Origin of the sequence: Aquabacterium sp. A7-Y (assembly GCF_026153205.1) — a bacterium.
Classification (GTDB): domain Bacteria; phylum Pseudomonadota; class Gammaproteobacteria; order Burkholderiales; family Burkholderiaceae_C; genus Caldimonas.
Genome location: NZ_JAPFBW010000013.1, coordinates 13,985 through 40,558, shown reverse-complemented (window position 1 = coordinate 40,558; position 26,574 = coordinate 13,985). Strand labels below are relative to the sequence as shown.

General features: G+C 69.1%; 25 protein-coding genes and 1 riboswitch. Of the genes, 12 read left to right on the top strand and 13 right to left on the bottom strand.

Annotation, left to right across the window (positions count from 1 at the left end; all coding sequences use genetic code 11):
- The first annotated feature begins 53 nt into the window (after positions 1 to 53).
- A complete protein-coding gene (locus OOT46_RS13570) occupies positions 54 to 1,394 on the top strand; it encodes a serine/threonine-protein kinase (protein ID WP_265404145.1) in 1,341 nt (446 codons plus the stop codon).
- Between the two features lie 35 nt (positions 1,395 to 1,429).
- Here OOT46_RS13570 and OOT46_RS13565 read toward each other — a convergent pair whose 3' ends face one another.
- From OOT46_RS13565 to OOT46_RS13555, 3 genes are read right to left on the bottom strand one after another with little or no spacing between them, the layout of a single operon-like run.
- Complete coding sequence (locus OOT46_RS13565) at positions 1,430 to 2,005, bottom strand: DUF3617 domain-containing protein (RefSeq protein ID WP_265404144.1); 576 nt, start codon at positions 2,003 to 2,005, stop codon at positions 1,430 to 1,432.
- Positions 2,006 to 2,020: 15 nt separating this feature from the next.
- Complete coding sequence (locus OOT46_RS13560; RefSeq protein ID WP_265404143.1) at positions 2,021 to 2,476, bottom strand: DUF2214 family protein; 456 nt, start codon at positions 2,474 to 2,476, stop codon at positions 2,021 to 2,023.
- 39 nt (positions 2,477 to 2,515) lie between these two features.
- A complete protein-coding gene (locus tag OOT46_RS13555) occupies positions 2,516 to 3,457 on the bottom strand; it encodes a LysR family transcriptional regulator (RefSeq protein ID WP_265404142.1) in 942 nt (313 codons plus the stop codon).
- 213 nt (positions 3,458 to 3,670) lie between these two features.
- Between OOT46_RS13555 and OOT46_RS13550 the strand changes: the two genes are divergently transcribed.
- The 3 genes from OOT46_RS13550 to aceB all read left to right on the top strand — a co-directional run bounded on the left by OOT46_RS13550 (position 3,671) and on the right by aceB (position 6,807).
- Positions 3,671 to 4,393: a haloacid dehalogenase type II gene (locus OOT46_RS13550; RefSeq protein WP_265404141.1), complete on the top strand. Its 723-nt coding sequence runs from the start codon at positions 3,671 to 3,673 to the stop codon at positions 4,391 to 4,393.
- Complete coding sequence (locus OOT46_RS13545) at positions 4,390 to 5,160, top strand: sulfite exporter TauE/SafE family protein (protein ID WP_265404140.1); 771 nt, start codon at positions 4,390 to 4,392, stop codon at positions 5,158 to 5,160. Before OOT46_RS13550 ends, OOT46_RS13545 begins: the two co-directional genes overlap by 4 nt.
- 66 nt (positions 5,161 to 5,226) lie before the next feature.
- On the top strand, positions 5,227 to 6,807 hold the full coding sequence (gene aceB / locus OOT46_RS13540) for a malate synthase A (protein ID WP_265404139.1): 1,581 nt from the start codon (positions 5,227 to 5,229) through the stop codon (positions 6,805 to 6,807).
- Positions 6,808 to 6,886: 79 nt separating this feature from the next.
- Here aceB and OOT46_RS13535 read toward each other — a convergent pair whose 3' ends face one another.
- Positions 6,887 to 7,423 (bottom strand): DUF6036 family nucleotidyltransferase, encoded by a 537-nt coding sequence (locus OOT46_RS13535; RefSeq protein WP_265404138.1) that lies wholly within the window; start codon positions 7,421 to 7,423, stop codon positions 6,887 to 6,889.
- On the bottom strand, positions 7,410 to 8,024 hold the full coding sequence (locus OOT46_RS13530) for a helix-turn-helix transcriptional regulator (RefSeq protein ID WP_265404137.1): 615 nt from the start codon (positions 8,022 to 8,024) through the stop codon (positions 7,410 to 7,412). The genes OOT46_RS13535 and OOT46_RS13530 overlap by 14 nt, the downstream gene beginning before the upstream one ends.
- Positions 8,025 to 8,168: 144 nt before the next feature.
- On the opposite strand from OOT46_RS13530, the gene OOT46_RS13525 reads away from it, so the two are divergent.
- Positions 8,169 to 8,930 carry a class II glutamine amidotransferase gene (locus OOT46_RS13525; RefSeq protein ID WP_265404136.1) on the top strand — a complete coding sequence of 254 codons (762 nt, stop codon included), beginning with the start codon at positions 8,169 to 8,171 and terminating at the stop codon, positions 8,928 to 8,930.
- A 19-nt stretch (positions 8,931 to 8,949) separates the two neighbouring features.
- On the opposite strand, the gene OOT46_RS13520 is transcribed toward OOT46_RS13525, so the two are convergent.
- Positions 8,950 to 10,815 (bottom strand): sensor histidine kinase, encoded by a 1,866-nt coding sequence (locus OOT46_RS13520; RefSeq protein ID WP_265404135.1) that lies wholly within the window; start codon positions 10,813 to 10,815, stop codon positions 8,950 to 8,952.
- A gap of 16 nt (positions 10,816 to 10,831) precedes the next feature.
- The gene (locus OOT46_RS13515) at positions 10,832 to 11,488 is read right to left on the bottom strand and encodes a response regulator (protein WP_265404134.1); all 657 of its coding nucleotides are present in this window, start codon (positions 11,486 to 11,488) and stop codon (positions 10,832 to 10,834) included.
- Positions 11,489 to 11,879: 391 nt separating this feature from the next.
- Here OOT46_RS13515 and OOT46_RS13510 point away from each other — a divergent pair, with 391 nt between their 5' ends.
- Positions 11,880 to 12,380, top strand: a complete 501-nt coding sequence (locus OOT46_RS13510) for a (2Fe-2S)-binding protein (protein WP_265404133.1) — start codon at positions 11,880 to 11,882, stop codon at positions 12,378 to 12,380.
- Complete coding sequence (locus OOT46_RS13505) at positions 12,377 to 14,680, top strand: xanthine dehydrogenase family protein molybdopterin-binding subunit (RefSeq protein ID WP_265404132.1); 2,304 nt, start codon at positions 12,377 to 12,379, stop codon at positions 14,678 to 14,680. The genes OOT46_RS13510 and OOT46_RS13505 overlap by 4 nt, the downstream gene beginning before the upstream one ends.
- Positions 14,681 to 14,705: 25 nt before the next feature.
- On the opposite strand, the gene pyrF is transcribed toward OOT46_RS13505, so the two are convergent.
- On the bottom strand, positions 14,706 to 15,545 hold the full coding sequence (gene pyrF / locus OOT46_RS13500; protein WP_265404131.1) for an orotidine-5'-phosphate decarboxylase: 840 nt from the start codon (positions 15,543 to 15,545) through the stop codon (positions 14,706 to 14,708).
- 67 nt (positions 15,546 to 15,612) lie between these two features.
- On the opposite strand from pyrF, the gene OOT46_RS13495 reads away from it, so the two are divergent.
- Complete coding sequence (locus OOT46_RS13495) at positions 15,613 to 16,326, top strand: FadR/GntR family transcriptional regulator (RefSeq protein WP_265404130.1); 714 nt, start codon at positions 15,613 to 15,615, stop codon at positions 16,324 to 16,326.
- Positions 16,327 to 16,413: 87 nt separating this feature from the next.
- Here the strand turns inward: OOT46_RS13495 and purB are convergent, their stop codons facing one another.
- Genes purB through OOT46_RS13480 form a run of 3 tightly spaced genes read right to left on the bottom strand, consistent with a single transcriptional unit; the run spans position 16,414 to position 20,351 of the window.
- Positions 16,414 to 17,787: an adenylosuccinate lyase gene (gene purB / locus OOT46_RS13490; RefSeq protein ID WP_265404129.1), complete on the bottom strand. Its 1,374-nt coding sequence runs from the start codon at positions 17,785 to 17,787 to the stop codon at positions 16,414 to 16,416.
- 60 nt (positions 17,788 to 17,847) lie between these two features.
- Positions 17,848 to 18,999 carry a M48 family metallopeptidase gene (locus OOT46_RS13485; protein ID WP_265404128.1) on the bottom strand — a complete coding sequence of 384 codons (1,152 nt, stop codon included), beginning with the start codon at positions 18,997 to 18,999 and terminating at the stop codon, positions 17,848 to 17,850.
- A 23-nt stretch (positions 19,000 to 19,022) separates the two neighbouring features.
- Positions 19,023 to 20,351: a YjgN family protein gene (locus OOT46_RS13480; protein ID WP_265404127.1), complete on the bottom strand. Its 1,329-nt coding sequence runs from the start codon at positions 20,349 to 20,351 to the stop codon at positions 19,023 to 19,025.
- 145 nt (positions 20,352 to 20,496) lie between these two features.
- Here OOT46_RS13480 and OOT46_RS13475 point away from each other — a divergent pair, with 145 nt between their 5' ends.
- Positions 20,497 to 21,117: a glutathione S-transferase N-terminal domain-containing protein gene (locus OOT46_RS13475; RefSeq protein ID WP_265404126.1), complete on the top strand. Its 621-nt coding sequence runs from the start codon at positions 20,497 to 20,499 to the stop codon at positions 21,115 to 21,117.
- 45 nt (positions 21,118 to 21,162) lie between these two features.
- On the opposite strand, the gene OOT46_RS13470 is transcribed toward OOT46_RS13475, so the two are convergent.
- Positions 21,163 to 23,061, bottom strand: a complete 1,899-nt coding sequence (locus tag OOT46_RS13470) for an ATP-binding protein (RefSeq protein ID WP_265404125.1) — start codon at positions 23,059 to 23,061, stop codon at positions 21,163 to 21,165.
- Positions 23,061 to 23,711, bottom strand: coding sequence for a response regulator (locus OOT46_RS13465; protein WP_265404124.1), 651 nt, complete (start codon positions 23,709 to 23,711; stop codon positions 23,061 to 23,063). Before OOT46_RS13465 ends, OOT46_RS13470 begins: the two co-directional genes overlap by 1 nt.
- A gap of 163 nt (positions 23,712 to 23,874) precedes the next feature.
- On the opposite strand from OOT46_RS13465, the gene OOT46_RS13460 reads away from it, so the two are divergent.
- The 3 genes from OOT46_RS13460 (at position 23,875) to metW (ending at position 26,486) form a co-directional block, all read left to right on the top strand.
- Positions 23,875 to 24,630 (top strand): UPF0149 family protein, encoded by a 756-nt coding sequence (locus OOT46_RS13460; protein ID WP_265404123.1) that lies wholly within the window; start codon positions 23,875 to 23,877, stop codon positions 24,628 to 24,630.
- Positions 24,631 to 24,653: 23 nt separating this feature from the next.
- Positions 24,654 to 24,729, top strand: a riboswitch (SAM riboswitch).
- A 42-nt stretch (positions 24,730 to 24,771) separates the two neighbouring features.
- Entirely contained in the window at positions 24,772 to 25,905 is a 1,134-nt protein-coding gene (metX, locus tag OOT46_RS13455) for a homoserine O-succinyltransferase MetX (protein WP_265404122.1), read from the top strand.
- Positions 25,902 to 26,486 carry a methionine biosynthesis protein MetW gene (metW, locus tag OOT46_RS13450; protein ID WP_265404121.1) on the top strand — a complete coding sequence of 195 codons (585 nt, stop codon included), beginning with the start codon at positions 25,902 to 25,904 and terminating at the stop codon, positions 26,484 to 26,486. The genes metX and metW overlap by 4 nt, the downstream gene beginning before the upstream one ends.
- Positions 26,487 to 26,574: the final 88 nt, after the last annotated feature.

The window sequence follows — 26,574 nt, the reverse complement described above, 5'->3', positions numbered from 1 at the left end:
GCCCGGCGGCAGCAATGAAATGATGGGCGCCGCAAACCAGCCGCCGCGCCTGAATGACAGCAGTACCCGACAACCGCCCGCCCGTGCCCAGCCACATCGGTGAATACCGCGTCCTGCGCAGGCTCGGGGAGGGCGCGACCAGCGAGGTGTTCCTATGCCGCGACGAATTCCACGACCGCGAGGTGGCGGTCAAGCGGGTGCGCGAATCGGCGCTGCGCGACCCCGTTGACGGCCGCTACTACTCGCGGTTTTTCGCGGCCGAGGCGGCCCTGGTCGGGCGGCTGCAGCATCCGCACGTGGTGCAGATCTTCGACGCCGTGGAGGCGCCCGGCGAGCAGTACCTGGTGATGGAATACGTGCCGGGCAGCACCTTGCGGCGCTACTGCCGCGCCGACCAGCTGCTGCCGCTGGAGCTGATCGTCGAGCTGGGCTTCAAATGCGCGATGGCGCTGGGCTATGTGTTCCGCCAGGGCCTGATCCACCGCGACATCAAGCCGGCCAACCTGCTGGGCGTCGAATCCGGCGGACATCTCACCGACGTGAAGGTGAGCGACTTCGGCAGCGCGCTCAATCTGGGCGCCGACACCACCCAGGTGCACCGCGTCGGCTCGCTGACCTACATGTCGCCCGAGCAGCTCGACGGCGGTGCGCTCAATGCGCAGTCCGACATGTACGCGCTCGGCGCGGTGCTCTACCACCTGGTGACCGGCCACGCCCCGGTCGAGGGCGACTCGCAGGCCTCGATGATTCAGGGCATCCTGCACGCCCCGGTGGTGCCGCCCAGCGAGCGCCGCCAGGGCGTCGAGCCGGCGGTGGACGAGGCCATCCTGCGCGCCCTGCAGAAGCGCCCCGAGGATCGCTATCCCGACTGGGACGCCTTTGCCAACGCGCTGGCCGACCTGATCACGCGGCGCCAGGTGCCGCGCGGCAACCTGCAGGCGGTGCTCGACTCAGAGCGCTTCAACCTGCTGCGGCAGCTGGACTTTTTCGCCAAGTTCGACGATGTCGAGCTGTGGGAGGTGGTGCACCAGGGCCGCTGGCAACGCTACTCGGTCGGCCACCGGCTGATGCGTCGCGGCGAAAAGGGGCGGGACTTCCACATCGTGGCCCAGGGTGCCGTCGACGTGCAGCGCGACGGCCAGCGTGTCGAAACGCTGAGCGCTGGCATGCTGGTCGGCGAGATGGCCTACCTGGCGCCCAGCCGCGAGCTGCGGCTGCGCTCGGCCGACGTCGTGGCGCTCGACCCGCTGACCACCATCTCCTTCACGCCGGAGACCTTGGGCCAGCTCAGCCTGGCCTGCCGCGGCCGCTTCAACGAGGCCTTCATCGGTGTGCTGGTACGGCGCCTGCACGCCGCCCACGAAGCCTTGTCGCATCCCCAGCGCATCCTCTGAAGGGCCACCGCCGAGGCCGGCGCGCCCTGGCTCGCTCACTGCGCCAGCGGCTTGATGCCCTTGCAGTCGCTGCCCAGCCAGCGTGCGTTCTGCTCCATCTTCATCGACATCGGCTGGCCGTTCATCGTGCCTTCCATCGCGAGCGAGGTGCGGTAGCCCTCGGGGGTGATGTTCCAGCCGCGCCCCTGGCCCTTGAGCGTGCCCTGCGGGCTGGTGCAACTGAAGGAGAAGCTGGCCTCGGTGGCCGATTTCGGCTGCACGCTGTGCTCGCACTTCATGCTGGGATCGGGCGGCTGCGACAGCGGGTCGCGCTCGACCATCGCCTGGGTGAGGCAGTAGCGCATGGTGCCCGGTTTGCCAGTCAGGCCCACGCCGCGTTCGCGCATGGTCTGCTCGACCTGGCGGCGCTGTTCCGCGGTCATGCGTCCCAGCGCCGTCTCCAACTCGCGCTGGGACGGCATCGCCTGCCCGGCCACCTGGCCGGCCTGCTGGGTGTGCTGCACCTCCCACAGCCCGGGCTTGCGTTGGGTGAGGGTCTGCGCCTGGCTGGCGCCGGCGCTGACGGCCGCGGCAAGCGCCAGCAGGGCGGCGCTCCATCCGGTTCGCTCCATGAGATCTCCTTGGTATCAACGGGTCCAGACGCCGCGCGCCAGCAGCGTGGCGGCCAGCGGCACCAGGATGAGCAGGTGGGCCTCGATCATGACCCAGCGCCTGGCGCTGCGCACTTCGGCCTCGGGCGGCAGCGCGCCGCCCGCCGCGAGCGCCTTGCGCCAGCGCAGGAACAGCAGGGTGGGCCGGATGGACATCGCGCCGATCGCGACGAACAGCGTGAACTTGAGGTGCAGCAGCGGCTGGCTCCAGTACCAGCCGAAACCCTTGATGCCCCAGATCGTGCGCGCCAAGCCGGTGAGCAGCACCGCGGCGGCGGCGACCACGTAGAGCAGGTCCACCCGCGCCAGGCGCCGCACCACCGCGGCATTCATCCATTCGGTCCGGCACAGCGCGGCCTCGCTGGTGAGGAAGACCACCAGCGCCAGGATGGCGCTGAAGTGCAGGTAGGCCAGCAGGGATTCGAGCCACATCGTCAGCGTCTCCTTCGTGGGTGTCGAGCCGGCGCGCCCTCAGGCCGCGGCGGCGCCTTCCGTCGCGGGTGGCGCCCCCGTGCTCCAGTAGCCGGGGTCGCCGTAGGAATGCTTGAGAAAATCGATCCACAGCCGCACCCGCAGCGGCAGGTGCTTGCGCTGCGGAAACACCGCAAAGATGCCGTTGGGCGGCGCGGCGAACTCGTCGAGCACGCTCACCAGCCGGCCCGCCCTCAGCTCGGCCTCGACCTCCCAGGTCGAACGCCAGGCGATGCCGAGCCCGTTCAGGCACCAGTCGTGCAGCACCTGGCCGTCGGAGCAATCCAGTTTTCCGGGCGGGCGCAAGTGGGTCAGCTGGCCGTCCACCAGAAAGGCCCAGCCGCGGGTCTGGCTCGCGTCCGAGCTCAAGGTCAGGCAATCGTGCTGGTTCAGCTCGCCCGGGTGCCGGGGCTCGCCGCGCCGCTTCAGGTAAGCGGGCGTGGCGACGCAAAGGCGGCGGTTGTCCGCCAGCCGCAGGCTGACCAGGCTGGAGTCGGGCAGGTCGCCGACCCGCACCGCGCAGTCGAAACCTTCGTTGACGATGTCCACCACGCGGTCGCTCAGATTGAGCGAGAGCGAGACCTCGGGGTGCAGGGACAGGAAGCGCGGCACCAGCGGCGCGACGTGGCGCCGGCCGAAACCCGCCGGCGCGGTGACCCGCAAGTGGCCGCTCGCCTTCACGCCGCCGGCAGACACGCTGGCCTCGGCATTGGCCAAATCGGTCAGCAGGCGCTGACAGTCCTCCAGGAAGGCGCTGCCCTCGTGGGTCAGGCTGATGCGACGTGTGGTGCGCACCAGCAGCTTGACGCCCAGGCGCTCCTCGAGCGCGTCAATGCGTCGCCCGATCACCGCCGGCGCCACGCCTTCGGCGTTGGCCGCGGCCGTCAGGCTGCCCTTGGTGGCGACCGCCACGAAAGATTCAATCTGCTTGAGTCGGTCCATGCGGGTCCGTGATGCACAGCACGCCGCCAGACTAAGCGCCAAAAAGTAAAAAATCAACAGAGGTTTTGCCGTTTCCGACTTGGGCGGCGTCACCAATCGGGGCAGGGCTGGGTCTTGCGCGGCAAGCCCGCCGGGATTCGAGCGGATTCGGTCAAAGATAAAACACAAACGCTGCAATCAATCGCTGCACAAGTTCGCAATACAGTCCAGGGCATGAAAACGCCCGCGTTCCACGCCGTCCTCTTTGACGCTTACGGCACCTTGTTCGACGTGTACAGCGTGGGCCTGCTCGCCGAGCAGCTGTTCCCGGGGCGCGGCGAGGCGCTGGCGACGGTCTGGCGCGACAAGCAGCTGGAGTACACCCGGCTGGTCAGCATGGCCGACGCCGGCGGGCGCCGCTACCGGCCGTTCTGGGAGCTGACCCGCGATGCCCTGCGCTACAGCTGCCGCCGCCTCGGCCTGCCGCTGGACGGGGTGCAGGAAGACCGGCTGATGAACCAGTACCGCCATCTGAGCGCCTATCCCGAAAACCGCGATGCGCTGCAGGCGCTGAAGGACCGCGGCGTGCCGGCCGGCATCCTGAGCAACGGTGACCCCTCGATGCTGGACGTCGCGGTGCGCAGCGCCGGGCTGCAGGAGCTGCTCGACGTGGTCGTCAGCGTCGAGCCCTTGCGTTGCTTCAAGCCCGACCCGCGTGTCTACGCGCTGGGCCTGCAGAGCCTGCAGCGCCTGCGCCCGGAGCTGAGCGCCAAACAGGTGCTGTTCGTCTCCAGCAACGGCTGGGACGCGGTGGGCGCCACCTGGTTCGGCTTCACCACCTTCTGGCTCAACCGGGCCGGCTTGCCGGCCGAGGAGCTGGGTGTGCGGCCGACCCACGAAGGCCGCAGCCTGCAGGAGCTGCTGGCCCTGCCCGGACTGGAAGGGGCGCGCGCATGAACCTCGCCGAAGCCGCACTGATCGGAGCCGGCGCTTTTGCTGCCGGGGCCGTCAACTCGGTGGCCGGGGGCGGCACCTTCTTCTCCTTCCCGGCCTTGCTGGCGGTCGGCGTGCCGCCGGTGGTCGCCAATGCCAGCAACTCGGTCTCGCTGTGGCCGGGCAGCCTGTCCGGCGCCTGGGCCTACAAGCGCGAGCTGGCGCCGCTGAAGCGCTATCTGGTGCCGATGGGGCTGGCCTCGCTGGCTGGCGGCGTTGTCGGCGGCGTGCTGCTGCTGCGCACGCAGGACAGCGAGTTTGCCCGGCTGATCCCGTGGCTGCTGGCCTTCGCGACCGCGCTGTTCGCCTTCAGCCCCCGGATCTCGGCGCTGCTGGCTCGCTGGCGCGCGGGACGCCCGGCGACGGCCCAGGGCGGCTCGGCCGGCGGCTGGCTGACCCAGCTGCTGGTCTCGGTCTACGGCGGCTTTTTCGGCGCCGGCATGGGCATCCTGATGATGGCCAGCCTCGCGATCGCCGGGCACGAGGACGTGCAGGAGGTCAATGCCATCAAAAACCTGTTGTCGGCGGTGATCTACAGCGTCACGGTGGTGACCTTCATCGTCGCCGGCGCGGTGAGCTGGCCGCACACCCTGCTGATGATCCTGACGGCCACGCTGGGCGGCTACTGGGGCGCCACGGTGGCTCGCAAGGTGCCGGCCGTCTGGCTGCGCCGGGTGGTGATCGCCGTGGCGGCGCTGCTGACATTGCACTACTTTATGAAGTTCTACTGAGCTTCCCTTTTCTTCTGCGTTCTTCGACGCTTTTTTCCTTCTGACTTGTCGACCTAGGAGCTGACCATGTCCCTTTCCCTGCCCCAAGGCATGCAGATCACCGGCGCGATCGAGCCCGGCTTCGAGCGCATCCTGACCCTGCCGGCGCTCGAGCTGGTCGCCAAGCTGCACCGCAGCTTCGAGCCGCGCCGCCAGCAACTGCTGAAGGCCCGCGCCGAGCGCGCCAAGCGCCTGGATGCCGGCGAGCGCCCTGACTTCCTGCCCGAGACCCGTGCCATCCGCGAGGGCGACTGGACCATCGCGCCCATCCCGAAGGCGCTGGAGTGCCGCCGCGTCGAGATCACCGGGCCGGTCGAGCGCAAGATGATCATCAACGCGTTCAACTCGGGCGCGGACAGCTACATGACCGACTTCGAGGACTCCAACACCCCGAACTGGTCGAACCAGATCCACGGCCAGATCAACCTCTACGAGGCGATCCGCCGCACCATCAAGCTCGAGCAGGGCGGCAAGACCTACCAGCTCAACGACAAGATCGCCACCTTGCAGGTGCGCCCGCGCGGCTGGCACCTGGACGAGAAGCATGTCACCGTGGACGGCCAGCGTGTCAGCGGCGGCATCTTCGACTTCGCGCTGTTCCTGTTCCACAACGCCAAGGAACAGCTGGCCCGCGGCGCCGGCCCCTACTTCTACCTGCCCAAGATGGAAAGCCATCTGGAGGCGCGCCTGTGGAACGACATCTTCGTCGCCGCGCAGAACGAGGTCGGCCTGCCCCAGGGCACCATCAAGGCCACGGTGCTGATCGAGACCGTGCTGGCCGCCTTCGAGATGGACGAGATCCTGTATGAGCTGCGCGAGCACAGCGCCGGCCTGAACGCGGGCCGCTGGGACTACATCTTCAGCTGCATCAAGAAGTTCAAGGTCGACAAGAACTTCTGCCTGGCCGACCGCGCCAAGGTCACGATGACCAGCCCCTTCATGCGGGCCTATGCGCTGCTGCTGCTCAAGACCTGCCACAAGCGCAAGGCGCCCGCCATCGGGGGCATGAGCGCGCTGATCCCGATCAAGAACGATCCCGAGAAGAACGCGATCGCGATGCAGGGCATCATCAACGACAAGAAGCGCGACGCCACCGACGGCTACGACGGCGGCTGGGTCGCCCACCCGGGTCTGGTCGAGCCGGCGATGAAGGAATTCCTCGCCGTGCTGGGCGACAGGCCCAACCAGATCGACAAGCAACGTCCCGACGTCAACGTGAAGGGCTCGGACCTGCTGGACTTCCAGCCCGAGACCCCGATCACCGAGGCCGGCCTGCGCATGAACATCAACGTCGGCATCCACTATCTGGGTGCCTGGCTGGCCGGCAACGGCTGCGTGCCCATCCACAACCTGATGGAGGACGCCGCCACCGCCGAGATCAGCCGCTCGCAGGTGTGGCAGTGGATCCGCTCGCCCAAGGGCGTGTTGGAGGACGGTCGCAAGGTGAGCGCCGAGATGGTGAAGTCGCTGGTCGCCGAGGAGCTGCAGAAGGTCAAGAACAGCGGCGCGGCCGGCAAGTTCGACCGCGCGGCCGAGATCTTCGAGGTCATGAGCACCCAGGACGAGTTCGCGGAGTTCCTGACGCTGCCGCTGTACGAAGAGGTGTGAGCGAGGCTGCGGCGTCGGCTGATGACGGCCGGCGCCCTGCCCGAGAAAAACGCCGCCTCAGGCCCGGGCGTTCGGGAAGCTAGGCCTTGGCTTCCTCGGCCAGCCGCTGAATGAGGGCTGCGATGGCGACCTTGCGGTGCTTGCCCACCGGCATGTCGGGAAGGCGTGCCAGCGCCGCCTCGACGCTGATGTGCCCGTGCGCCAACAGCGCCCGGTTGAACACCCGGTCCTTCTCGCGGTTCGCGGCACACTTGCTGAGAAACAGGTCGAGGACGTCCAAGCAGAAGGCGACGCGGCCTTCGGTCTGCTCGGACTGGACTCGCACCAGCCGGTCCCGCCACCCTGACGGCAAGATGGCGGTGGTCGAGTCCACGCCCTGGGCGTAGTAGCCGTGGGTCTCGTGGAATTGCGAGCCTTCGCCGATGGCACCGTCGATGAGGTCCGCCTTGTCTTCCGCGTTCATCGGAAAGATGTCCGCCTCGTTGGACATCACGCACTCGACCGGCGGCCGCAGGACCGAGCCGAGGATGGATTGACTGCCGACGACGACAAATTCGTATTCGTTCGTGATGCGCGCAGCAGCGCGAATCAGGTGCTCCAGTTCATGCAGCTGCACGAGCACGTTCCTTCAAAGCCTTGACCTCGCGGATGATGGCCTGACGGGTTTCGTCGGGCAGCAGGGTGGCCAAGGGCGAGGCCTGCCGCAGCTGTCGCGCTTCTTCGGTGTCGGCTATGGCGAGGTTCCAGTCCTGAGCCGCCACGATGTCCGCCCAGCGTTGCAACAGCGGCCGGCTGTTGGGGTCGTCCCGCGTTGACCAGCGCGAAAGCGTCTGCTCCAGCCGCGCCACCAGGGTGGGGTCCTTGCGCAGGAGCCTCACCGCCTCTTGGTGCATCAGCAAGCTCTGCAGGTCCTGTGCACGGTGCAGGCTGGTCGGCACGACGGGTTCGTCTGCCGAGGCAGATGCTGCCTTGCTCGTGGCCACCAATGCCAGGTCCGCCACCATGCCAAGGGCGGACAAGACGCGCACATAGGTGCCGAACGCTGGCGACGGGTCGCCCTGTTCCACTGCACTGAGCGTCGTGCGGGAGATGCCGACTTGGCGTGCCAGCTCCACCGCGGACAGCGAGCGCGACTTCCGGGCACGGCGCAGCCGCTCTCCCAGTTGCACAAGCAGCTGCTGCTCTAGCGAAGAGGAAAGTTCGGAGCGTGCGGGCATGACAAGCATGATAGGCAAAATCCGAAAATTTGCCTAGAACGGTGGACATCCTGAGGCCAGTCCCCGGCGGCCGGTGCGCCCGCGGGTTATGCTGATCCGGACCATCGTAGGATGGTGCCTTCCCCACGCCTCCCCCCGATCGCCATGTGCCAGCTCCTCGGCATGAACTGCAATACGCCGACCGACATCGTGTTCAGCTTCACGGGCTTCGCGACGCGCTCCCAGGAGCATGCGGACGGCTTCGGCATCGCGTTTTTCGAGGGCGCGGGCGTGCGCTGTTTCGTGGACCACCAGCGCGCGCTGGGCTCGCCGGTGGCCGAGCTGGTGCGGCGCTATCCGATCCAGAGCACCAACGTCATCGCCCACATCCGCAAGGCCACCCAGGGGCGGGTGGCGCTGGAGAACTGCCATCCCTTCGTGCGTGAGCTGTGGGGGCGCTACTGGGTGTTCGCCCACAACGGCGACCTGAAGGGCTATGCGCCGCGGCTGCATGCCGCTTTCCGCCCGGTCGGCGATACCGACAGCGAGCAGGCCTTCTGCTGGCTGCTGCAGGAGTTGGCGAAAAACCATGCCACGGTGCCGACTCCCGAGCAGCTGACCGAGACGCTGCGGGAACTGGTGCCACAGATTGCCTCGCACGGCACCTTCAACTTCATGCTCAGCAACGGCCATGCGCTGTGGGCGCACTGCTCGACGCGGCTGCATTACCTGGTGCGCCGTCACCCCTTCCCGGTGGCTCGGCTGCAGGACGAGGACCTCAGCGTCAACTTCGCCGATGTCACCGCGCCTCAGGACCGCGTCGCGGTCATCGTCACCGAGCCGCTCACCGCCAACGAGGCCTGGACCGCCTTCGACCCAGGCGAGCTGAAGGTGTTCGTCGAAGGCGAGCCGCTGGCGGTGCCCTGAGCCGGGCGGCGCTGCGGCTTCAGGGCCGCTGCACCGGCAGGGTCAGCGTCATGCAGGTGCGCCCCGGCTCCGAACTGAAGCTGACGTCGCCGCCGAGCCCCTGGGCGCGCTTGCGCAGGTTGCGCAGCCCGCGCCCGCCCTCGCTGTTGGAAGTCATCGCCGCGACGTCGAAGCCCGCGCCGTCGTCGGTGACGCAGACCTCGACCTGGTCGCCCGCCTTGCTCAATGCGATGCGCACGTTGCGCGCGCGGGCGTGCTTGAGGATGTTGGTCAGTGCCTCCTGCACGATGCGCAGCACCTGCAGCGCCGCGGTCGGGTCCAGCCAGGGCAGCATCGGCAGGTCGTCGACCTGCCACTCCAGCTGCAGCCCGGCGGCTTCCAGGCGTTTGCCGAGACGGTAGCGCAAGGTCGCCAGCAGGGTCACCAGGTCGTGGCCGATGGGCTCCAGCGAATCGATCACCAGGCGCAGGTCGTCGACGCACTCGCGCAACACCTGGGCCACCGAGGGCAGGTCCAGCTTGCCCTGCTCGACCAGCACCAGCGAGGACATCAGCGCCGAGCCCATGCCGTCGTGCATGTCGCGCATCAAGCGCTGGCGCTCCAGCAGCAGGGCCTGCTCGCGCTCCACCGCGCGCAGCCGCTTGTGGTTCTCCTCCAGCTCGGCGGTGCGCTCGCCCAGGCGGTGCTCCAGCGAGGCGTTGATCAGCTCGACCTCGGCGATGGCGCCGCTGTAGCGTCGCAGCACCGCATAGAGGAAAGCACCGAACACCAGCAAGGTCGCGTAGGGCAGCAGGTAGGCCGACTCGGGTGTGATGCGCAGGCTCACCAGCAGGATGTCGTGGATGCCCAGCACGATGCAGACCCACAAGGTCGCGGTCAGCACGCGCAGCTCATGGCTGCCGTGGCGCAACGCGACCCAACTGAGGAAGCCGGTGACGAACACCGAAACGATGGCATTGAGCGTGTGCTGCAGCACCAGCAGGTCGACCGGCATCCAGGGTGTGGTCAGCGCGGCCGTCAGCAGCGTGAAGCCGATCAGCACGCGCTCCACCGCGCGGTAGCGCCGGTGGTGGAAGCGGAAGGCAAACAGATAGGTCAGCACCATGACCCAGGACATCGAGGCGTTGGTGGCCCACCAGAACCACTCGTGCATCGCGTCGCTGCGCGGCAGGTCGATGTGGTAGTGCAGATTGCGCAGCCACCAGGCCGACGACACCAGCGCGAACAGCAGGTAGGCCGACTCCTTGCGACGGCTCCACCAGAAGCCGAAGGAAAACAGCCCGAGCACCAGGATGGTGAGGCTGGTGACCTGCGGGCCGGTGATGTGCATCAGGGTGCGGCGGTCGGCCATGCTGCGGATCTCTTCGGCCGGTCCGACCCACAGCGTCGCGAGCGAATGGGTCATGCCCGCGCGCAGCGGCACGCCGACGATCACGTCGACCGTCACGTCGATGCCGGGGCTGGTGAAGATCGCGTCGTGGGGAATCGAGGCGTACAGCGGGCGGTTCCACTGTGAGTTCCAGTTGCGCCGGTTCGCGAGCAGCAGGCGCCCGTTGACATGCACCTCCACCGGGCCGCCCTGTACCCGCGCGCCGTAGACGGCCAGTGGCGGCGAGGCGCCCGTCGGCGGCAGCACGTAGCGCACGTGGTACCAGTGCATTTCCCAGTCGGCGTTGCCAGGGGTGCCCTCCACGGCGGCGCGAGGTGTTGTCGCCGGCAGCCCGACCTCGCTCCAGCCCGGCTCCGAGATGTCGGGCCGCAGCACGCCGGGCTCGGGCAGGTGGGGGCCGATCGGCACCACCTGATGCAGCGCGCTCTCGAAATGGCGCACCGGCACCGCCTCGTCGGAGGCTGGCTGCTGAGCGCGAACGACGAAGCTGAGCAAGAGGCCTGCGAACAGGCTAATCGCGCAACAGGCCCAGCTTGCGAGCTTCATACACTGCTTCGGACTTCGAATTCACCTGCAGCTTGCGGTAGCTGCGCTTCACATAGGTCATCACCGTGTGTTTGGAGACGCTCATCATCTGGGCGATCTCTTCATACGTGAAGCCTTTGGTCGCCAGTGTAAGCACCGCCAGCTCGCGCTCCGACAACACCGGCGCGCCTTCGGCTGGCACGGTCGCGGCACTCGAAGCGGGGGCCAGCCGGTTCAGCAGCTGCCGCGCGATCACCGGGCTGATCGGGCTGCCGCCGGCGTGCAGGGCGCGGATCTGCTCCGCGATGTCCTCGGGCAGCGTGTCCTTGAGCAAATAGCCCGTCGCGCCCGCTTCCAGCGAGCTGACCACGTGCTGCTCGTCGCCGAACACAGTGACCACCATCACGTCGCACTCCGGCAGGTGGGCGGCGCAGTAGCGGATCAACTCGATGCCGCCGATGTCTGGCAGCCCCAGGTCGACCAGCAGGACGTCGGGACGCGCGGCCTTCAGCAAGGCGAGGCCGGACGCACCATCGGCGCCGGCCCCGGCCAGCTTCAGGTCGGGGGCAGCCTCGATCGCGTGCACGAAAGCCTGACGAAACTTGGCGTCGTCCTCGACGACAGCCACGGAGAGTTGCCACATGCCCGGCAGTGTAGGCCGACGGGCTGAACATCGGCTGGCAGGGCGGTCCCTTGTTGAAGGGACAGCCCGGGCGGCCTGGCTCTGGCAATCGGTCCCGCTGGTTTCGATCGAGCCGACATGCGCGTCCATCAGGTCGTATACCCGGCCGGCGAGGCTGCCGAAGTGGCGGTCGGGAGGACGTGATCCATCCGGAACGCTCGGGGCTCGGAATGTAAGCGTGAAATGTGTAAGCAAGTGCTGGGCGATCTTTCCGCGCACCAGGGGCCGAGTGAGGCGCGTTCGCGACGAATGCGTGCCGTATTTGCGTGCAACTCGTTGCAGATCGCCCGATGCAGCAACACTGCAGCGACAATCGATCGGCCTTCTTCAGGCGGTCCAGGAGACACAGCGGATGGAACTCGACATCAACGGCCGGCGGCACGAGGTGCAGGACGAGGCGATCGATCCTGCGATGCCTCTGCTGTGGGTGTTGCGCGACGTGCTGCAGATGACCGGCACCAAGTTTGGCTGCGGCGTGGCGGCCTGCGGTGCCTGCACGGTGCGGGTCGACGGCGAGGCGGTGCGCTCCTGCGTGACGCCGGTGAGTGCGGTGGCGGGCCGCTCGGTCCAGACCATCGAGGGCCTGGCGCCCGAGGGCCGGCTGCATGTCTTGCAGCGCGCCTGGATCGAGCACCAGGTGCCACAGTGCGGCTACTGCCAGTCCGGCATGCTGATGGCGGCGGCGGCCCTGCTCGAGCGCCAGGGCGACCCGAGCGATGCCGAGATCGACGCCGCCATCACGAACCTCTGCCGCTGCGGCACCTATCCGCGAGTGCGCCAGGCCATCAAGACGGCCGCGCGTGAACTCGCTTCGCCGGCGCGCCGCGCGAGCATGGAGGCGAGGCAGGGATGAAACGTCGCACCTTCCTGCTCAGCGCTCTGGCCACGGGCGGCGCCCTGGTGGTGGGCTACGGCCTGCTGCCGCCGCGCAGCCGCAGCGGCGATCGCCACAGCCTGCCGGTCGAGGACGGCCAGGTCGGGCTCAACGGCTGGCTCAAGATCCGGCCCGACGGACAGGTGGTGCTGGCGATGCACCGCAGCGAGATGGGCCAGGGCGTGCACACCGCGCTGCCGATGCTGGTGGCCGAAGAGCTGGACATTCCTCTGTCCAAGGTGCAGCTGGAGCAGGCCGGCAGTGATGCGATCTATGGCAATGTCGCGATGTTCCTCGCGAGCCTGCCTTTCCATCCCTCCGAGAAGGGCGAGGACGGGCAGCGCAGCGGCCGGGTGGTGACCGGCGAATGGCTGGTCGCCAAGTTCGCCCGCGAACTGGGCGTCAGCGCGACCGGCGGATCGACCAGCATGGCCGACGCCTGGGACGTGCTGCGCCTGGCCGCGGCCACGGCGCGCGCGCAGTTGCTGGGCGCGGCCTCGCTGCGCTGGCGGCTGCCGGTGTCCGAGCTGCGCATCATCGACGGCGTTGTCAGCCACGCCTCGGGCTCCAGCGGCCACTTCGGCGAGCTGGCACGTGCCGCGGCGGCGCTGTCGGTGTCCGAGGTGCGTCTCAAGCCGCCCCAGACCTGGAAGCTGATCGGCCGCAGTGCGCCGCGACTGGACGTGCCGGCCAAGGTCGACGGCAGCGCGGTGTTCGGCATCGACGTGCGTCTGCCCGGCATGGTCTACGGCGTGGTGCGCATGTGCCCGATGCTGGGCGGCAGCTACGGTCGCGTCGATGTGGACGGCACCTTGCGCCGGCCCGGTGTCGAGCGGGTGGTGCGGCTGGGTGCGATGGCCGGTTCCACCGCCGGTGTTGCGGTGGTCGGGCGCAGCTACTGGCATGCACGCCAGGCCGCCGACGCGATGCAGGTCGAGTGGCGGCCGCCACCGCACGAGCCGGCGGCGGGCCTGCTCGACAGCCGCAAGATCGCCCGCCGGCTGGAGGCCGAGGCACGCCGAGCGCTGCACGACGACGAGGGTTTCGCCTTCTATACGCTGGGTGAGGTCGCCAGCGCCGAGGCCGGCGCGGCACGCCGGCTGGAACAGGTCTACCGCGCGCCCTACCTGGCCCATGCCACGATGGAGCCGGTCAACTGCACCGCGCGAGTCGCCGACGGCAAGGTCGAGGTCTGGGTGTCGACCCAGGCGCCGACGCTGGCGCGCGACGTGGCGGCCCGCATCGCGGGGGTAGACCCGGAGAAGGTGACGGTGCATGTGAAGCTGCTGGGCGGTGGTTTCGGCCGCCGGCTGGACGTCGACTACGTGGCCCAGGCGGTGCGTGTCGCGATGGAACTGGGCGGGCGGCCGGTGCAGCTGATCTGGCCGCGCGAGGAAGACCTGACGCACGACTTCTACCGACCGGCCGCGGTGGCGGTGCTGCGGGCCTCGCTGGACGCCAAGGGCCGGCCGCTGGCCTTCCGCTTCGCCAGCGCCGGCGACGCGATCACGCCGCGCTGGGTTGAACGCGGCCTGCCGACGCTCACCGGTCCGGTCGACCTGCCGGACAAGACCACCGCCGAGGGCCTGTTCGACCTGCCCTACGAGGTGCCGCACCAGCGCATCTCGCACGCCGCGACGCGCAGCGGCGTGCCGGTGGGCTACTGGCGCTCGGTGGGGCACTCGCACAACGCGTTTTTCAGCGAGGCCTTCGTCGACGAGCTGGCGCACGAGGCGCGCCAGGACCCGGTGGCCTTCCGGCTGTCGCTGCTGGAGGCCCGACCGCGGCACCAGGCGGTGCTGAAGCTGGCGGCCGAGAAGGCCGGCTGGAACCGCCCCGCGACCCCCGGGCGGGGCCGCGGCGTGGCGCTGCACGAGAGTTTCGGCTCCATCGTCGCGCAGGTGGTCGAGGTCTCCCTGGAGCAGGGCCGGGTGCGGGTGCACCGGGTGGTTTGCGCGATGGACTGCGGCACCGTGGTCAACCCGGGCATCGTCGCGCAGCAGATGGAAAGCGCGGTGATCTTCGGCTTGAGCGCCGCCTTGTACGGCCGCATCGACGTCGTGCAGGGCGCGGTGCAGCAGCGCAACTTCCCCGACTACCGGCTGCTGAGCCTGGCCGAGACGCCGCAGATCGAGACCCACCTGGTGCGCAGCAGCCGGTCGCCCTCGGGCGTTGGCGAGCCCGGCACGCCGCCGCTGGCGCCGGCGCTGGCGAACGCCTTGTTCACGCTCACGGGGCAGCGCCTGCGCAGCCTGCCGCTGACCGTCACAGCGACTTGAAACAGGCAGCCGGGGACCGGCCGGCTCAGCTGCGGGCCGCGTTGAGTTCGTCGCGCGCGGCCTGCGCTGCGCGACGCGCGGCGGCGGCGAAGTCGTCGCCGTTGCCCGCATACAGGATGGCGCGCGAGGAGTTCACCACCACCAGCCCGGTGATGCGGCCGTCCTGCTCCCGATAGCCGGCCTTCACCGTCGCGCGCGCATCGCCGCCCTGCGCCCCCACGCCCGGGATCAGCAGCGGCACCGTGGGCGCCAGCTCGCGCACTCGCGCAATCTCGTCGGGGAAGGTGGCTCCCACCACCAGCCCCAGCTGCCCGTTGGTGTTCCACTCGCCCTGGGCCAGCCGGGCCAGGTGCTCATAGAGGCGCGGCTGACCGTCGACCTCGGCGAGGCGCTGGTTCTGCAGGTCCGAGCCGCCGGGGTTGGAGGTGCGACACAGCAGGATGGCGCCCTTGTCGGGGTAGGCCAGGTAGGGCGACACCGAGTCGAAGCCCATGAAGGGCGACAAGGTCACCGCATCGGCGCCGTAGCGTACATACGCTTCGCGGGCGTACTGCTCGGCGGTCGATCCGATATCGCCGCGTTTGGCGTCCAGGATCACGGGCACCTGTGGCGCCACCGCGCGGATGTGCGCGATCAGGCGCTCCAGCTGGGCCTCGGCGCTGTGCGCCGCGAAGTAGGCGATCTGCGGCTTGAAGGCGATCGCCAGGTCGTGCGTGGCGTCGACGATCGCGGCGCAGAAGTCGAAGATGCGACCGGCGTCGCCCTTCCAGGCCCCCGGGAAACGCGCCGGCTCGGGGTCGAGGCCGACACACAACAGGGAGTGGTGGGCGCGCTCGGCGCGCAGCAGCTGATCGAGGAAGTTCATGCCGGCATTTTAGGGAGACCGGCAATCATCCTATGATTGCATGCCATCGTTCCGAGTCGAGGTGTCCATGTCCGCATCGCCTGTCCGCCGTACGCTGGTCGACCAAGCCGTCGACCGGATGCGCCTGTGCCTCGAGCGCGGCGAGTGGCAGGTCGGCGAGCGCATTCCGATCGAGCCCGAGTTGGCGGCCCAGCTGGGCGTGAGCCGCAACACGGTGCGCGAGGCAGTGCGGGTGCTCGCCTACAGCGGCGTGCTCGAGGTGCGACAGGGCGACGGCACCTGGGTGCGCTCCGCGGTCGACGCCAGCGACGTGCCCCAGGACCTCAGCCGGGCGACGCTGCGCGAGCACCTGGAGGTGCGCGCGATGCTGGAAGTCGAGGCGGCGCGGCTGGCCGCCGAGCGCCGCAGCGCCGACGATCTGGAGGCGATGCGGGCGGCCCTCTCGCTGCGCGGCGAGCACCTCAACAAGCGCCGCCGCAGCGTGTTCGTCGAACACGACCTCGCCTTTCACCGCGCGGTGGTCGAGGCGGCCCACAATCCCGCGCTGGCCAAGCTGTATGCCTTCTTCGAGCGGGCCGTGCGGGCCACGGTGCGCGCGACCCTGGATCTCGACGATCTGCCCGAGCCCGACTACGCGGCCCACCTGCGGGTGTTCGAGGCCATCTCGCGCGGCAACAGCGCCGCGGCGGTGGACGCCTCGCGCGCGCTGCTGCAGCCCATGCTCGACGCCCTCGATCCGGCCGCGCCCCGCCGGCCGGCGCGGCACCAGGCCGACACCTGATGTCGCGCTCCGAACCCTGGCCCGCGGCGGCCTTGGTTCTCGGGCTGGTGGCCAGCCGCCGGCGCCAGATAGCCGCTTGAGGGGCGCTCAGCGGCCGATGCGCTGCGCCAGCGCGACCGCCTGGCCGGTGTAGCTGCCCGGCGTCATCGCCAGCAGGCGTTGCTTTTCCTCGGCCGGCAGCTCCAGGGTCTGGATGAACTCGCGGATCGCTTCGCGCGTGATGGCCTTGCCGCGGGTCAGTTCCTTGAGCCGCTCGTAGGGGTTGGGCAGGGCGTAGCGGCGCATGACGGTCTGGATCGGCTCGGCCAGCACCTCCCAGGCCGCATCGAGGTCTGCGGCGAGCGCCTCGCGGTTGACCTCCAGCTTGTCCAGCCCGCGCAGCAGCGAGTCGTGGCCGAGCAGCGCATACCCGAGGGCCACCCCCATGTTGCGCAGCACCGTGGAGTCGGTCAGGTCGCGTTGCCAGCGCGAGATCGGCAGCTTCTGGCTGAGGTGGGTCAGCAGCGCGCTGGCGAGGCCGAAGTTGCCTTCGGCGTTCTCGAAGTCGATCGGGTTGACCTTGTGCGGCATGGTCGAGGAGCCGATCTCGCCCGCCTTGGTGCGCTGCTTGAAGTAGCCCAGGCTGATGTAGCCCCAGACGTCGCGCGACCAATCCACCAGGATGGTGTTGGCGCGGGTCACCGCGTCGAACAGCTCGGCCATGTAGTCGTGCGGCTCGATCTGGATGGTGTAGGGGTTGAAGCTCAGGCCCAGCTGCTGTTCCACGACGCGGCGGCTGAACGCTTCCCAGTCGAAGCCGGGATAGGCCGCAAGGTGGGCGTTGTAGTTGCCCACCGCGCCGTTCATCTTGGCCAGCAGCGCCACGCCTGCAATACGCTCGCGGGCGGCCGCCAGGCGCGCCACCACGTTCGCGATCTCCTTGCCCACTGTGGTGGGGCTGGCGGTCTGGCCATGGGTACGGCTGAGCATCGGCAGGTCCGCCAGCTCGTGGGCCATGGCGGTCAGCTTGGCGAGGATCTTGTCCAGCGTGGGCAGCAGCACCTGTTCGCGGGCGCTCTTGAGCATCAGCGCGTGCGAGGTGTTGTTGATGTCCTCGCTGGTGCAGGCGAAGTGCACGAACTCACCGGCCCGCTCCAGCTCGGCATCGCCTTCGAAACGCGACTTGATCCAGTACTCGACCGCCTTGACGTCGTGGTTGGTGGTCTTCTCGATGTCCTTGATCGCCTGCGCGTCGGCCGCTGAGAAGTTCTGCACCAGCGCACGCAAGCGCGCGCGGGCCGCCTCGGACAGGGGCTTGAACTCGGCGAAGCCGGCGTCGGACAAGGCGATGAACCACTCGACCTCGACCTGCACGCGGCGGTGCATCAGGCCATATTCGCTCAGCAGCGGGCGCAGCGAGGCGACCTTGGAAGCGTAGCGGCCATCGAGCGGCGACAGGGCGGTGAGCGGGGAGTGGTCCATGATGAGATCTCGACGAGCCCGGCGGGGGCTCAACACAGGGAGAGGGAGGAGGGCCGTATTTTAGAGGCCCGCGCGGCTCGGGCCCGGCAGGACGCTGCCTCGGCCGCATCCTGCCCTGCGGCCGGTCGTGCCGGCTTCAGGGCCGTGCGGCGGCGGCGTTGCGGAAGAGCTGCATGCGCTCCTCGTCGGCCGGGTGGCTGGCGAAGGCGATGCCCAACAGCGAATCGTCCCGGCTGGTGTCATCGGCCGCGGGGGGCGGCCGCCCGGGTCCGCCTTCGCAGGTCGGCGGATCTTCTCGAAAAACCGCACCATGGCCATCGGCGAGTGCCCGGCAGCTTGCAGCACCCGGATGCTGGCCCGGTCGGCCTCGCGCTCGGCATCACGCGAATAGCCGGCCTGCCCGAGGATCACCGGCGCCGTCGCCAGCCAGCCGCTGAAGTCGCCGAAGGCGATGCTGGACACGACGCCGAGCAGGGTGGTCTGCACCAGCGCCCGCATGCCGTGGCGGTGTTCGACGTGGCCCAGCTCGTGCGCCAGCACGCCGACGATGACCTCGGCGTCACCCTCGACCAGCTTCACCAGTTCGTCGGTGACCACGATGGTGCCGCCGGGCAGGGCCAGTGCGTTCGGGCCGATCTTGCTGCGATGGAAATGCAGCCGCCAGGGCGGCGCATCGCCGCGCGGATAGGCCTTGACCACCGCGCGGCGGAAGGCTTCCTGCAGCTGTGCCTGCTGGGTCGCAGGCAGCTCGCTGGGCGCGAGCAGGGCCGAGCGGATCGAGGCGTAGGCCGACTCGCCCAGCGAGGCGTCGACGCTGGCAGGCACCAGCTGCACGACGCCGCGCGCGACCCAGGGCAGGCCCCACTGGTAGACACCGGCCGTCAGCAGCGCCAGCAGCACCAGGCAGCCGAACACCCAGGCCCAGCTGCGCTGCGTGCGTGAGACCAGGCTTTCGCGCTGTCCGCCCGCCTCGGCCCAGGCGTCCCAGGCGGCGGCGTCGCTGCTGTGCAGCGAGGAGCCGTCGGGCAGATGGGCCACCCGCCTGCCGTGGCGGCTGCGCTCGGGCCATTGCACTTCGCGCACCGGCACCGAGCGCGCGACGCCCGCACCTTGCAGGTACAGGGTGTCGCCGCTGAGCCGCGCGGTGATGCGGTAGGCGCGCGCGGAATGGCCGTCGTAGTAGTCAAGGGCGATGGCGCAGACGCTGTTCATCTGGGGCATGTGAGGCGACGTCTTCAGATGCCGAGCTCGAAGCCCATCAGCTCGTCGCCCATGTCGGCGGCGGCATCACCGCTGGGGGGCCGCAGGGCCATGTAGAGCTCGTCGATATCGATGCGGGAGACCAGCGTGACGGCTTCCAGCCGCAGGCGCCGGGTGGCCACTGCGGCCCAGGGCCAGTAGAGGCCCAGCGTGATCGTCACCAGCAGGTAGTTCTTGAGCTGCAGCAGCAGGTAGCGCCTGAACTGCAGCTCGCTGCGCAGGCGCAGATAGCGGTTGCCGGTTTTGGTCCAGAGGAGGTTCTGCATGCGTGTCTGGAAGTAGGGCGAGACCACCACATAGAAATAGAGCATGCCGCCCAGAAAGGCGATTCCGGCAAGCATCATGGTCAGCCGCAGCCAGCCGCCCGGGTCTTTGCCCGCGCCCGGATAGGCCAGCAGCGCGATGCCGCCGAGCAGCAGCGGCAGCAGCGCCATCAGCCCGAAGCTGCGCAGGAACACCCCATAGACCGGACCTGCACCGAGGCGCAACTCGGTCTGCAGCTGGGCCAGGCGGAAGTGGTCGTGCTGGTATTTCTTGAGGCGCCAGAAGAAATAGGGAGCCACCAGCAGCAGCGCGGCGAACACGACCAGGGCGGCGATGTTGATCCATTGCTGGTCGATGTCCAGCCCCAGCAGCTGCGAGGCCTGCACATCCTGGTCGTGGCTGAGCAGCGCAAGGCTGACCAGCCCGAGCACCAGCGGGGCCAGCATCGCCGCATAGGCCTTGCGGCTGTTGCCGGCGAAGGCGAAACGCAGGCCGCGCCAGCTGGTGTGGGCGAGGCGGAACTGCAGCGCCGCGCGCACCAGCGCCGGCAGCAGCGCGCTGACCAGCACCGCGGCCACCAGCGCGCTCAGCGCCGACAGCTCCATGGCTTGGGAATAGAGCGCCCACAGCACGCCGGCCAGCATGGTGCCGCGCAGCATCTTGCGCGGCTGGCCGTGGAAATCCAGGCCCTGGCCCGCGATCTGCGTGTTGGCATAGAAGTAGCGCAGCTTGCGCACCTTGGCCCAGGGGTAGTAGAAGCCGAGCGTGACGAAGGTCAACAGCAGGTTGACGATCCAGATGCGGAAGTACTCGCTGCCGCTGGCGGTGAACTCGACCGGGATGTGGTGCGCCTGGCGCGGATGCAGCAGCCGCGAGAAGACGCTGTTGCGAGGCGGGTCCGCATCGATCGAGCTCACCATGCCGGTGATGCCGCCGCTGTCGACCACTCCGCTGCTCCAGGCGGGTGCCGGGCGGCTCAGCCCGCTCGGGGCGGGCGACTCTACCGGCCTCGCCGGGTCAAGCAGGGATGTTGTATTCATGTTGCGGCGGCCACTCTCCGAAGGCCTGTTTTTTGCAAACACTGTATCACCGCCTACTGCCCCGGAGGGCCTGTGTGTGGTGTCTCGGACACCCCTCTTTGCGGGGACAGACCCTAGAATCGGCGACACACCATCGCGTCACATCATGAAACTGATTGGATCGCTGACCAGCCCTTACGTGCGCAAGGTGCGCATTGTGATGGCTGAAAAGAAGCTCGATTACAAGCTCGAACTCGAGGACGTCTGGTCCGCGGGCAGCGCCATCCGCGACTCCAACCCGCTCGGCAAGGTGCCCTGTCTGGTGATGGAGGGCGGCGAGGCGGTGTTCGATTCGCGTGTCATCGTCGAATACCTCGACACCCTGTCCCCGGTTGGCCGCATGATCCCGGCCACCGGCCGCGAGCGCGTCGAGGTGCGCACCTGGGAGGCACTGGCCGACGGCCTGCTCGACGCCAGCATCCTGGCCCGCCTGGAGCAGACCTGGCGCGGCCGCACCGAGCTGCAGCGCAGCGCCGCCTGGGTCGACTGGCAGATGCACAAGGTGCATGCCAGCGTCAAGGCCATGAGCCAGGGCCTCGGCGACCGCAATTGGTGCGCCGGCATCCACTTCACACTGGCCGACGTCGCGGTCGGCTGTGCGCTCGGCTATCTCGACTTCCGCTTTCCGAACATCGACTGGCGGCGCGACTACCCCAACCTGGCCCGCCTGCACGACAAGCTCTCGCAGCGCCAGAGTTTCATCGACACCGTGCCGCCGACGGCCTGACGCGCTGCGGCCCGGTTCGCGCCGCGCTCGTGCGGCGCGCCCGTTTCAGGAGCCGGGCATCGCCTGCGCTCGCTTCGGCAGTTGCAGCCGCACGCACCAGCCCTCGGGGTGCGGGCCGATGTCGATGCGCGCGCCCAGGCTGTCGGCGCGCTTTTTCATGTTGCTGAGGCCGCGCTTGCCGCTGGGCATCGCGATGGGCTGGCGCGCCCCGGGGGTGGAGCGCTGCAGCAGGCCGTTGTCGAGCACGCTCAAGCTGAGCTGCCCGTCGCGCTGCTCCAGGCTCAGCCGCACCACGCTCGCCTGGGCGTGCTTGATGATGTTGGTGAAGGCCTCGCGCACGATACGCAGCACCTGCAGGGTTTCGCCGGGGCACAGCTCGGTGTCCATCGCCGCGTCGTCGACACTCCACACCAGCCGGATGCCGGCGGCGCGCAACGAGGGCTCGACCCGGAAACGCATCTCGGCCAGGGCCTCGCCCAGCGTGCGCTGCTCGGCTTCCAGCGAGTCCAGCGACAGGCGCAGCTCGACCAGGCAGTCGTCCAGCGCGAGGCGCAGTTCCTGCAGCAGTGCGGGTGCCGTGGTGGTGCCCGGCGGCGTCCCGAGCTGCTGCGCGAGCGTGATCGCGCCCACCAGCCGGCCACCCAGGCCGTCGTGCATCTCGCGCAGGATGCGGTCGCGTTCGGCGCCCGCGGCCTGTTGCCGTTCGACGTCGCGGCGGTCGTCGAACAAGGCCTCCAGTTCGCGCTGCTTGTTGTCCAGCGTGTCCTGCAGGTTCCGGTTGAGGTCGCGCAGGCGCAGCAGCGTGCGGGCGTAGTCCTCTACCAGCCGCCAGCCCATCACGAACAGCAGCAGCACGATCGCATAGCGGGCCCAGGTATAGGCCTCGTAGTCGTGCTGCAGGCGGAACACGATCCAGTCGCGCGCGCCGAAGCCCACGCCCCCGAGCGCGCTGAGGCACAGCAGCGCGCCGGTGCGCGAGCGTTCGCGCACCGTGTAGTGCGCCAGGTAGAGGGCCATGCCGGTCGTCACGGCCAGGGTCAGCAGCAGGTGCAGGGTGCGCAGCACCGGCAGGTTGGCTGCCGCGTTGACGACGGACAGCAGCACTGCCCCGGCCATGTAGGCGCCCAGCAGGCGCCGGCCCACCAGGTGGTCGCGCTGCACCATGGCCAGCAGGAACATCGCGATGGTGGCGACGAACACGCTGTAGGAGAGTTCGAAACACAGGTGCAGCAGCCACGACCAGGGACCGGGGTGGTGCAGGTTGAGCGCGCCGATGCGCCAGGCCCACACCAGGTTGGCGGCGGCGAACCAGCTGTACATCGACTGCCGGGTGCGCCAGGCCACCAGCAGGCCCAGCACACCCATCGTGCCGCTGGCGCTGATCAGGAACCAGCCACCCCGCACCTGCACGTCCAGCGCGTGCTCGTAGAGCCGCTCCAGCTCGCGCTCGTGGCCGACCCAGAGGCTGGACAGGCCGGCTTCGCGGCGCGGCTCGCCGATGACCTCGATCACCAGCACATTGCCCGCGGGCCGGACCAGCGCCTTCGGCAGGCGCACGAACTGCGGTTCCTGGCTGTAATTGGACAGCGGCCGCTGCTCGCTGCCGACTTCCACCACCGAGTGACCGTTCAGGCGGATGCGGAAGACGTTGCCGATGCGCCGCGCGAACAGGGCCGGGCGCTCGACCTGCAGCGCCGCGTCGGGCAGGTCCAGGCGATAGCTGACGCGGCCGTTGCGAGCCGGCGCAGTGTGCTCCCAGGCATCGGGCAGGCGCACTTCGCGCTCGGGTGCGGCGGCGCCGGCGCTGTGGTCGGTGATCCAGGCCCGTTGCACCCGTACCGCCTCGGCAGCGGCGGCCGGTTGCAGCAGGGCCAGCAACGCCAGCAGGCACAGCCCGACCGGCAGGGCCAGGACGCGGCGCTGCAGCCAGCCGCGAGCCGCCATCAGTCGGACAGGGACGTCACCGGCACGCGGTGCATCGTCTGCAGCTTGGCGTAGATGCCGCGCACATGGGTGGCGACCACGTGGGGGCTCAAGCCCAGGCGCTCGGCCACCTCCTCGGCGACATAACCCTGCGCGACCAGCTTGAGCACCGCCTGCTCCTGGGTGGTCAGCACGCGCCCGGCGTCGGCGGACGCGAAGCGCTTGAGCAGGTAGCGGGCGATCGCGGGGGAGATCGGCGACTCGCCGTGCGAGGCGCCCTGGACGGCGTGGATCAGCTCCGGGTCGGAGCAGCCCTTGAGGAAATAGCCGTCGGCGCCGGCCTCGATCGCGTGGATCACTCGGCTTTCATCGCCGAACACCGAGTAAACGAGGATGTGCGGATGCCAGGAGGGCGGCGAGCTGTCCAGCTCGCGGATCAGCTCGGTGCCGTCGCCGTCGGGCAGACCGAGGTCGGACAGCAGCACCTGCGGCCGGCACCTCGGCAGCTCGGCCCTCGCCTGGGCCAGCCGGTCGGCGTGGCCGACGCAGTGAATGCCATCGGCGCGAGCCAAGGCATCCAGCACGTGCCGGGCGAGCAGGGGGTCGTCCTCGACGAGGTAGACGGTCAACACGGGCGGCACATCAGCGGCTTTTTCCAGAAGTCGCGGCATCGTAGTTCAGGCCATTATGGGACGCATCCCCACGGATGGGGGCATGGCCGCCCCTTGCCAGCGCGTCGCTGTCGTGCCGGGCGGCCGCCCGGGGCAAAGGCGGAGCTTGCCGTGGCGACGGCCGGCGGCTGCGACAATCCGGAATTCCCCGCTGGAAGTTGTGATGAAAAACGCCCCGACCGCCCTGACCGATGACGACCTGGACCAACTTGATGCCCTGCTGACCGAGCTCAGCGAGCGCAGCGAGATGGTGCCCGACCTGGAACAACTCGACGGTTTCCTGGCCGCGCTGGCTTGCGGCCCCCGGCAGCTGCCGCTGGACCAGGCCCTGCAGGCGCTCGGCGAACCCCTGCCCTTCGCCGACGCAGCCCAGGCCGCCGAGGTTCTGGCGCTGATCGAGCGCCGCTGGCAGGGCGTGCTGCAGGCGATCGACGCCCCGGTGCAGCGCCTCGACGATGACCGGGCCCTGCAGCCGCTGCTGACCGACTGGGAGGCCGTCATCGAGCACACGCCCGTGGAAGAACGCGCCGCCTTCGGCGAGGTGCCGGCGCTCGGTGCCGTCTGGGCCAGCGGCTTCCTGCAGGCGGTGGACGCCTTCGAGGACGAGTGGCTGCTGGCGGCGGATGACCCGGGCAACGAGTTCGTCGACGGCTGCCTGCAGACCTTCGAGGTGCTGGCCAGTGACGAGGACGAGCTGGCCCCGGAGCAACGCGAGATGAGCCGCGACGAGCGCCTGGCCGACGCCTTGTGGGCGGTTTACGATCTGCGCGACTTCTGGCGCGAGCGGGCGTCCTTGCGTCCCGTCAAGCAGGTGCGCAAGCAGCCCGAGCCGGGCCGCAACGACCCCTGCCCCTGCGGCAGCGGCAAGAAGTACAAGAAATGCCATGGCGGCGGCGACGACGGCGGCCAGGCCGCCTGACGTTCCCGCGTCTCCCCGCTATACTGGCTCCCGGCGCCGATTTGTTCCGGCTTGCGGGCGCCTAATAAATACAGCTAAAGGGGGCGGTCGAAACCCGGTCTCACCTCTAGCGTGACGCCGGGTTTTCTGTTGTTTGGTGATATGGGTTCCATCGGTCACGTCACCCCTTCGACCATGTCCTTCGACCAGCCGCTGTCCTTGCGCAGCGGCGCGCAGCTGCGCGACTACGAACTGGTCTACGAAACCTACGGCCGGCTCAATGCCGACAAGAGCAACGCGGTGCTGGTCTGCCACGCGCTCAACGCCTCGCACCACGTGGCCGGCACGTATGAGGGCCGGCCCAAGAGCGAGGGCTGGTGGGACAACCTGGTGGGCCCCGGCAAGCCGCTGGACACCGAGCGGTTTTTTGTCATCGGCATCAACAACCCGGGCTCCTGCTTCGGCTCCACCGGGCCCACCCACACCAACCCGGCGACCGGCCGCGCCTACGGCGCCGACTTCCCGGTCGTGACGGTGGAGGACTGGGTGCAGGCCCAGGCGCGCCTGCTGGACCGGCTGGGCATCACCCACCTGGCGGCCGTGCTGGGCGGCAGCCTGGGCGGCATGCAGGCGCTGAGCTGGTCGCTGCAGTTCCCCGACCGCTTGCGCCACTGCATCGCGGTGGCCACCGCGCCCAACCTGTCGGCCCAGAACATCGCCTTCAACGAGGTGGCGCGGCGCGCCATCGTGACCGATCCGGACTTCCATGGCGGCCACTACGGCGCGCACGGCGTGCTGCCGCGGCGCGGGCTGCGGGTGGCTCGCATGATCGGCCACATCACCTACCTCAGCGACGATGTGATGGAGCAGAAGTTCGGCCGCGAGCTGCGCGCCGGCGAGCTCGGCTACAGCACCCAGGACATCGAGTTCCAGATCGAGAGCTACTTGCGCTACCAGGGCGACAAGTTCAGCGAGTACTTCGACGCCAACACCTACCTGTTGATCACCCGCGCGCTGGACTATTTCGACCCGGCCCGCGAGCACGGCGGCGACCTGGCCCGCGCGATGGCGGCAGCGACCGCAAAATTCCTGCTGGTCAGCTTCACGACCGATTGGCGCTTCTCGCCGGCGCGCTCGCGCGAAATCGTCAAGGCCCTGCTCGACAACCGGCGCGACGTCAGCTACGCCGAGATCGAGGCGCCGCACGGCCACGATGCCTTCCTGCTCGACGACCCGCGCTACCACGGCGTGCTGCGGGCGTATTTCGACCGCATCGCGAAGGAGGTCGGGGTATGAGCGAAAGGAAGGACCTGGAGCTGATCGCGAGTCTGGTGCCGCCGGGCTCCCGCGTGCTCGACCTCGGCTGCGGTCGCGGCGAGCTGCTGGCGCACCTGCGCGACCACCGGCAGTGCAGCGGCTACGGCATCGAGATCGACGACGCCAACGTGCTGGCCTGTACCGAGCGCGGCGTCAACGTGATCCAGCTCAACCTCGAAGAGGGGCTGGCGATCTTCGAGGACCAGAGCTTCGACGTGGTGCTGCAGCTCGACACCCTGCAGCATCTGCGCAACACCGAGTCCATGCTGCGCGAGACCGCGCGGGTCGGGCGCATCGGCATCGTCAGCTTTCCCAACTTCGCCCACTGGCCCAACCGCCTGCGGGTGATGTCGGGCCGCATGCCGGTGACCAAGGCGCTGCCGTACGAGTGGTACAACACGCCCAACATCCGTGTCGGCACGTATGCCGACTTCGAGGTGCTGGCGCGCAAGAACGGCTTGCAGGTGCTGGACAGCTTCGGCATCCGCCAGGGCCGGCCGGTGCGGCTGCGGCCCAACCTGCTGGCCAGCGTCGCGGTGTTCAAGTTCACGCGCGGCTAGTGGGGTGTCCCGCAGAGACGGGGCAGAAGTCCTGCCGAGAAACGGCCGCATGCGTCGTTGCGGTGCTCATCGGGCGGCCCCGCCCGAT

Coding starts and splice junctions, on each gene's coding strand:
- OOT46_RS13505 (WP_265404132.1), top strand. CDS start 12,377: ATGAAACGTCGCACCTTCCTGCTCAGCGCTCTGGCCACGGGCGGCGCC.
- OOT46_RS13460 (WP_265404123.1), top strand. CDS start 23,875: ATGAAAAACGCCCCGACCGCCCTGACCGATGACGACCTGGACCAACTT.
- OOT46_RS13515 (WP_265404134.1), bottom strand. CDS start 11,488: ATGTGGCAACTCTCCGTGGCTGTCGTCGAGGACGACGCCAAGTTTCGT.
- OOT46_RS13560 (WP_265404143.1), bottom strand. CDS start 2,476: ATGTGGCTCGAATCCCTGCTGGCCTACCTGCACTTCAGCGCCATCCTG.
- OOT46_RS13470 (WP_265404125.1), bottom strand. CDS start 23,061: ATGGCGGCTCGCGGCTGGCTGCAGCGCCGCGTCCTGGCCCTGCCGGTC.
- OOT46_RS13550 (WP_265404141.1), top strand. CDS start 3,671: ATGAAAACGCCCGCGTTCCACGCCGTCCTCTTTGACGCTTACGGCACC.
- OOT46_RS13485 (WP_265404128.1), bottom strand. CDS start 18,999: ATGAACAGCGTCTGCGCCATCGCCCTTGACTACTACGACGGCCATTCC.
- aceB (WP_265404139.1), top strand. CDS start 5,227: ATGTCCCTTTCCCTGCCCCAAGGCATGCAGATCACCGGCGCGATCGAG.
- OOT46_RS13465 (WP_265404124.1), bottom strand. CDS start 23,711: ATGCCGCGACTTCTGGAAAAAGCCGCTGATGTGCCGCCCGTGTTGACC.
- OOT46_RS13565 (WP_265404144.1), bottom strand. CDS start 2,005: ATGGAGCGAACCGGATGGAGCGCCGCCCTGCTGGCGCTTGCCGCGGCC.
- pyrF (WP_265404131.1), bottom strand. CDS start 15,545: ATGAACTTCCTCGATCAGCTGCTGCGCGCCGAGCGCGCCCACCACTCC.
- OOT46_RS13525 (WP_265404136.1), top strand. CDS start 8,169: ATGTGCCAGCTCCTCGGCATGAACTGCAATACGCCGACCGACATCGTG.
- OOT46_RS13545 (WP_265404140.1), top strand. CDS start 4,390: ATGAACCTCGCCGAAGCCGCACTGATCGGAGCCGGCGCTTTTGCTGCC.
- OOT46_RS13475 (WP_265404126.1), top strand. CDS start 20,497: ATGAAACTGATTGGATCGCTGACCAGCCCTTACGTGCGCAAGGTGCGC.
- metW (WP_265404121.1), top strand. CDS start 25,902: ATGAGCGAAAGGAAGGACCTGGAGCTGATCGCGAGTCTGGTGCCGCCG.
- OOT46_RS13495 (WP_265404130.1), top strand. CDS start 15,613: ATGTCCGCATCGCCTGTCCGCCGTACGCTGGTCGACCAAGCCGTCGAC.
- metX (WP_265404122.1), top strand. CDS start 24,772: ATGGGTTCCATCGGTCACGTCACCCCTTCGACCATGTCCTTCGACCAG.
- OOT46_RS13555 (WP_265404142.1), bottom strand. CDS start 3,457: ATGGACCGACTCAAGCAGATTGAATCTTTCGTGGCGGTCGCCACCAAG.
- OOT46_RS13510 (WP_265404133.1), top strand. CDS start 11,880: ATGGAACTCGACATCAACGGCCGGCGGCACGAGGTGCAGGACGAGGCG.
- purB (WP_265404129.1), bottom strand. CDS start 17,787: ATGGACCACTCCCCGCTCACCGCCCTGTCGCCGCTCGATGGCCGCTAC.
- OOT46_RS13480 (WP_265404127.1), bottom strand. CDS start 20,351: ATGAATACAACATCCCTGCTTGACCCGGCGAGGCCGGTAGAGTCGCCC.
- OOT46_RS13530 (WP_265404137.1), bottom strand. CDS start 8,024: ATGCCCGCACGCTCCGAACTTTCCTCTTCGCTAGAGCAGCAGCTGCTT.
- OOT46_RS13570 (WP_265404145.1), top strand. CDS start 54: ATGACAGCAGTACCCGACAACCGCCCGCCCGTGCCCAGCCACATCGGT.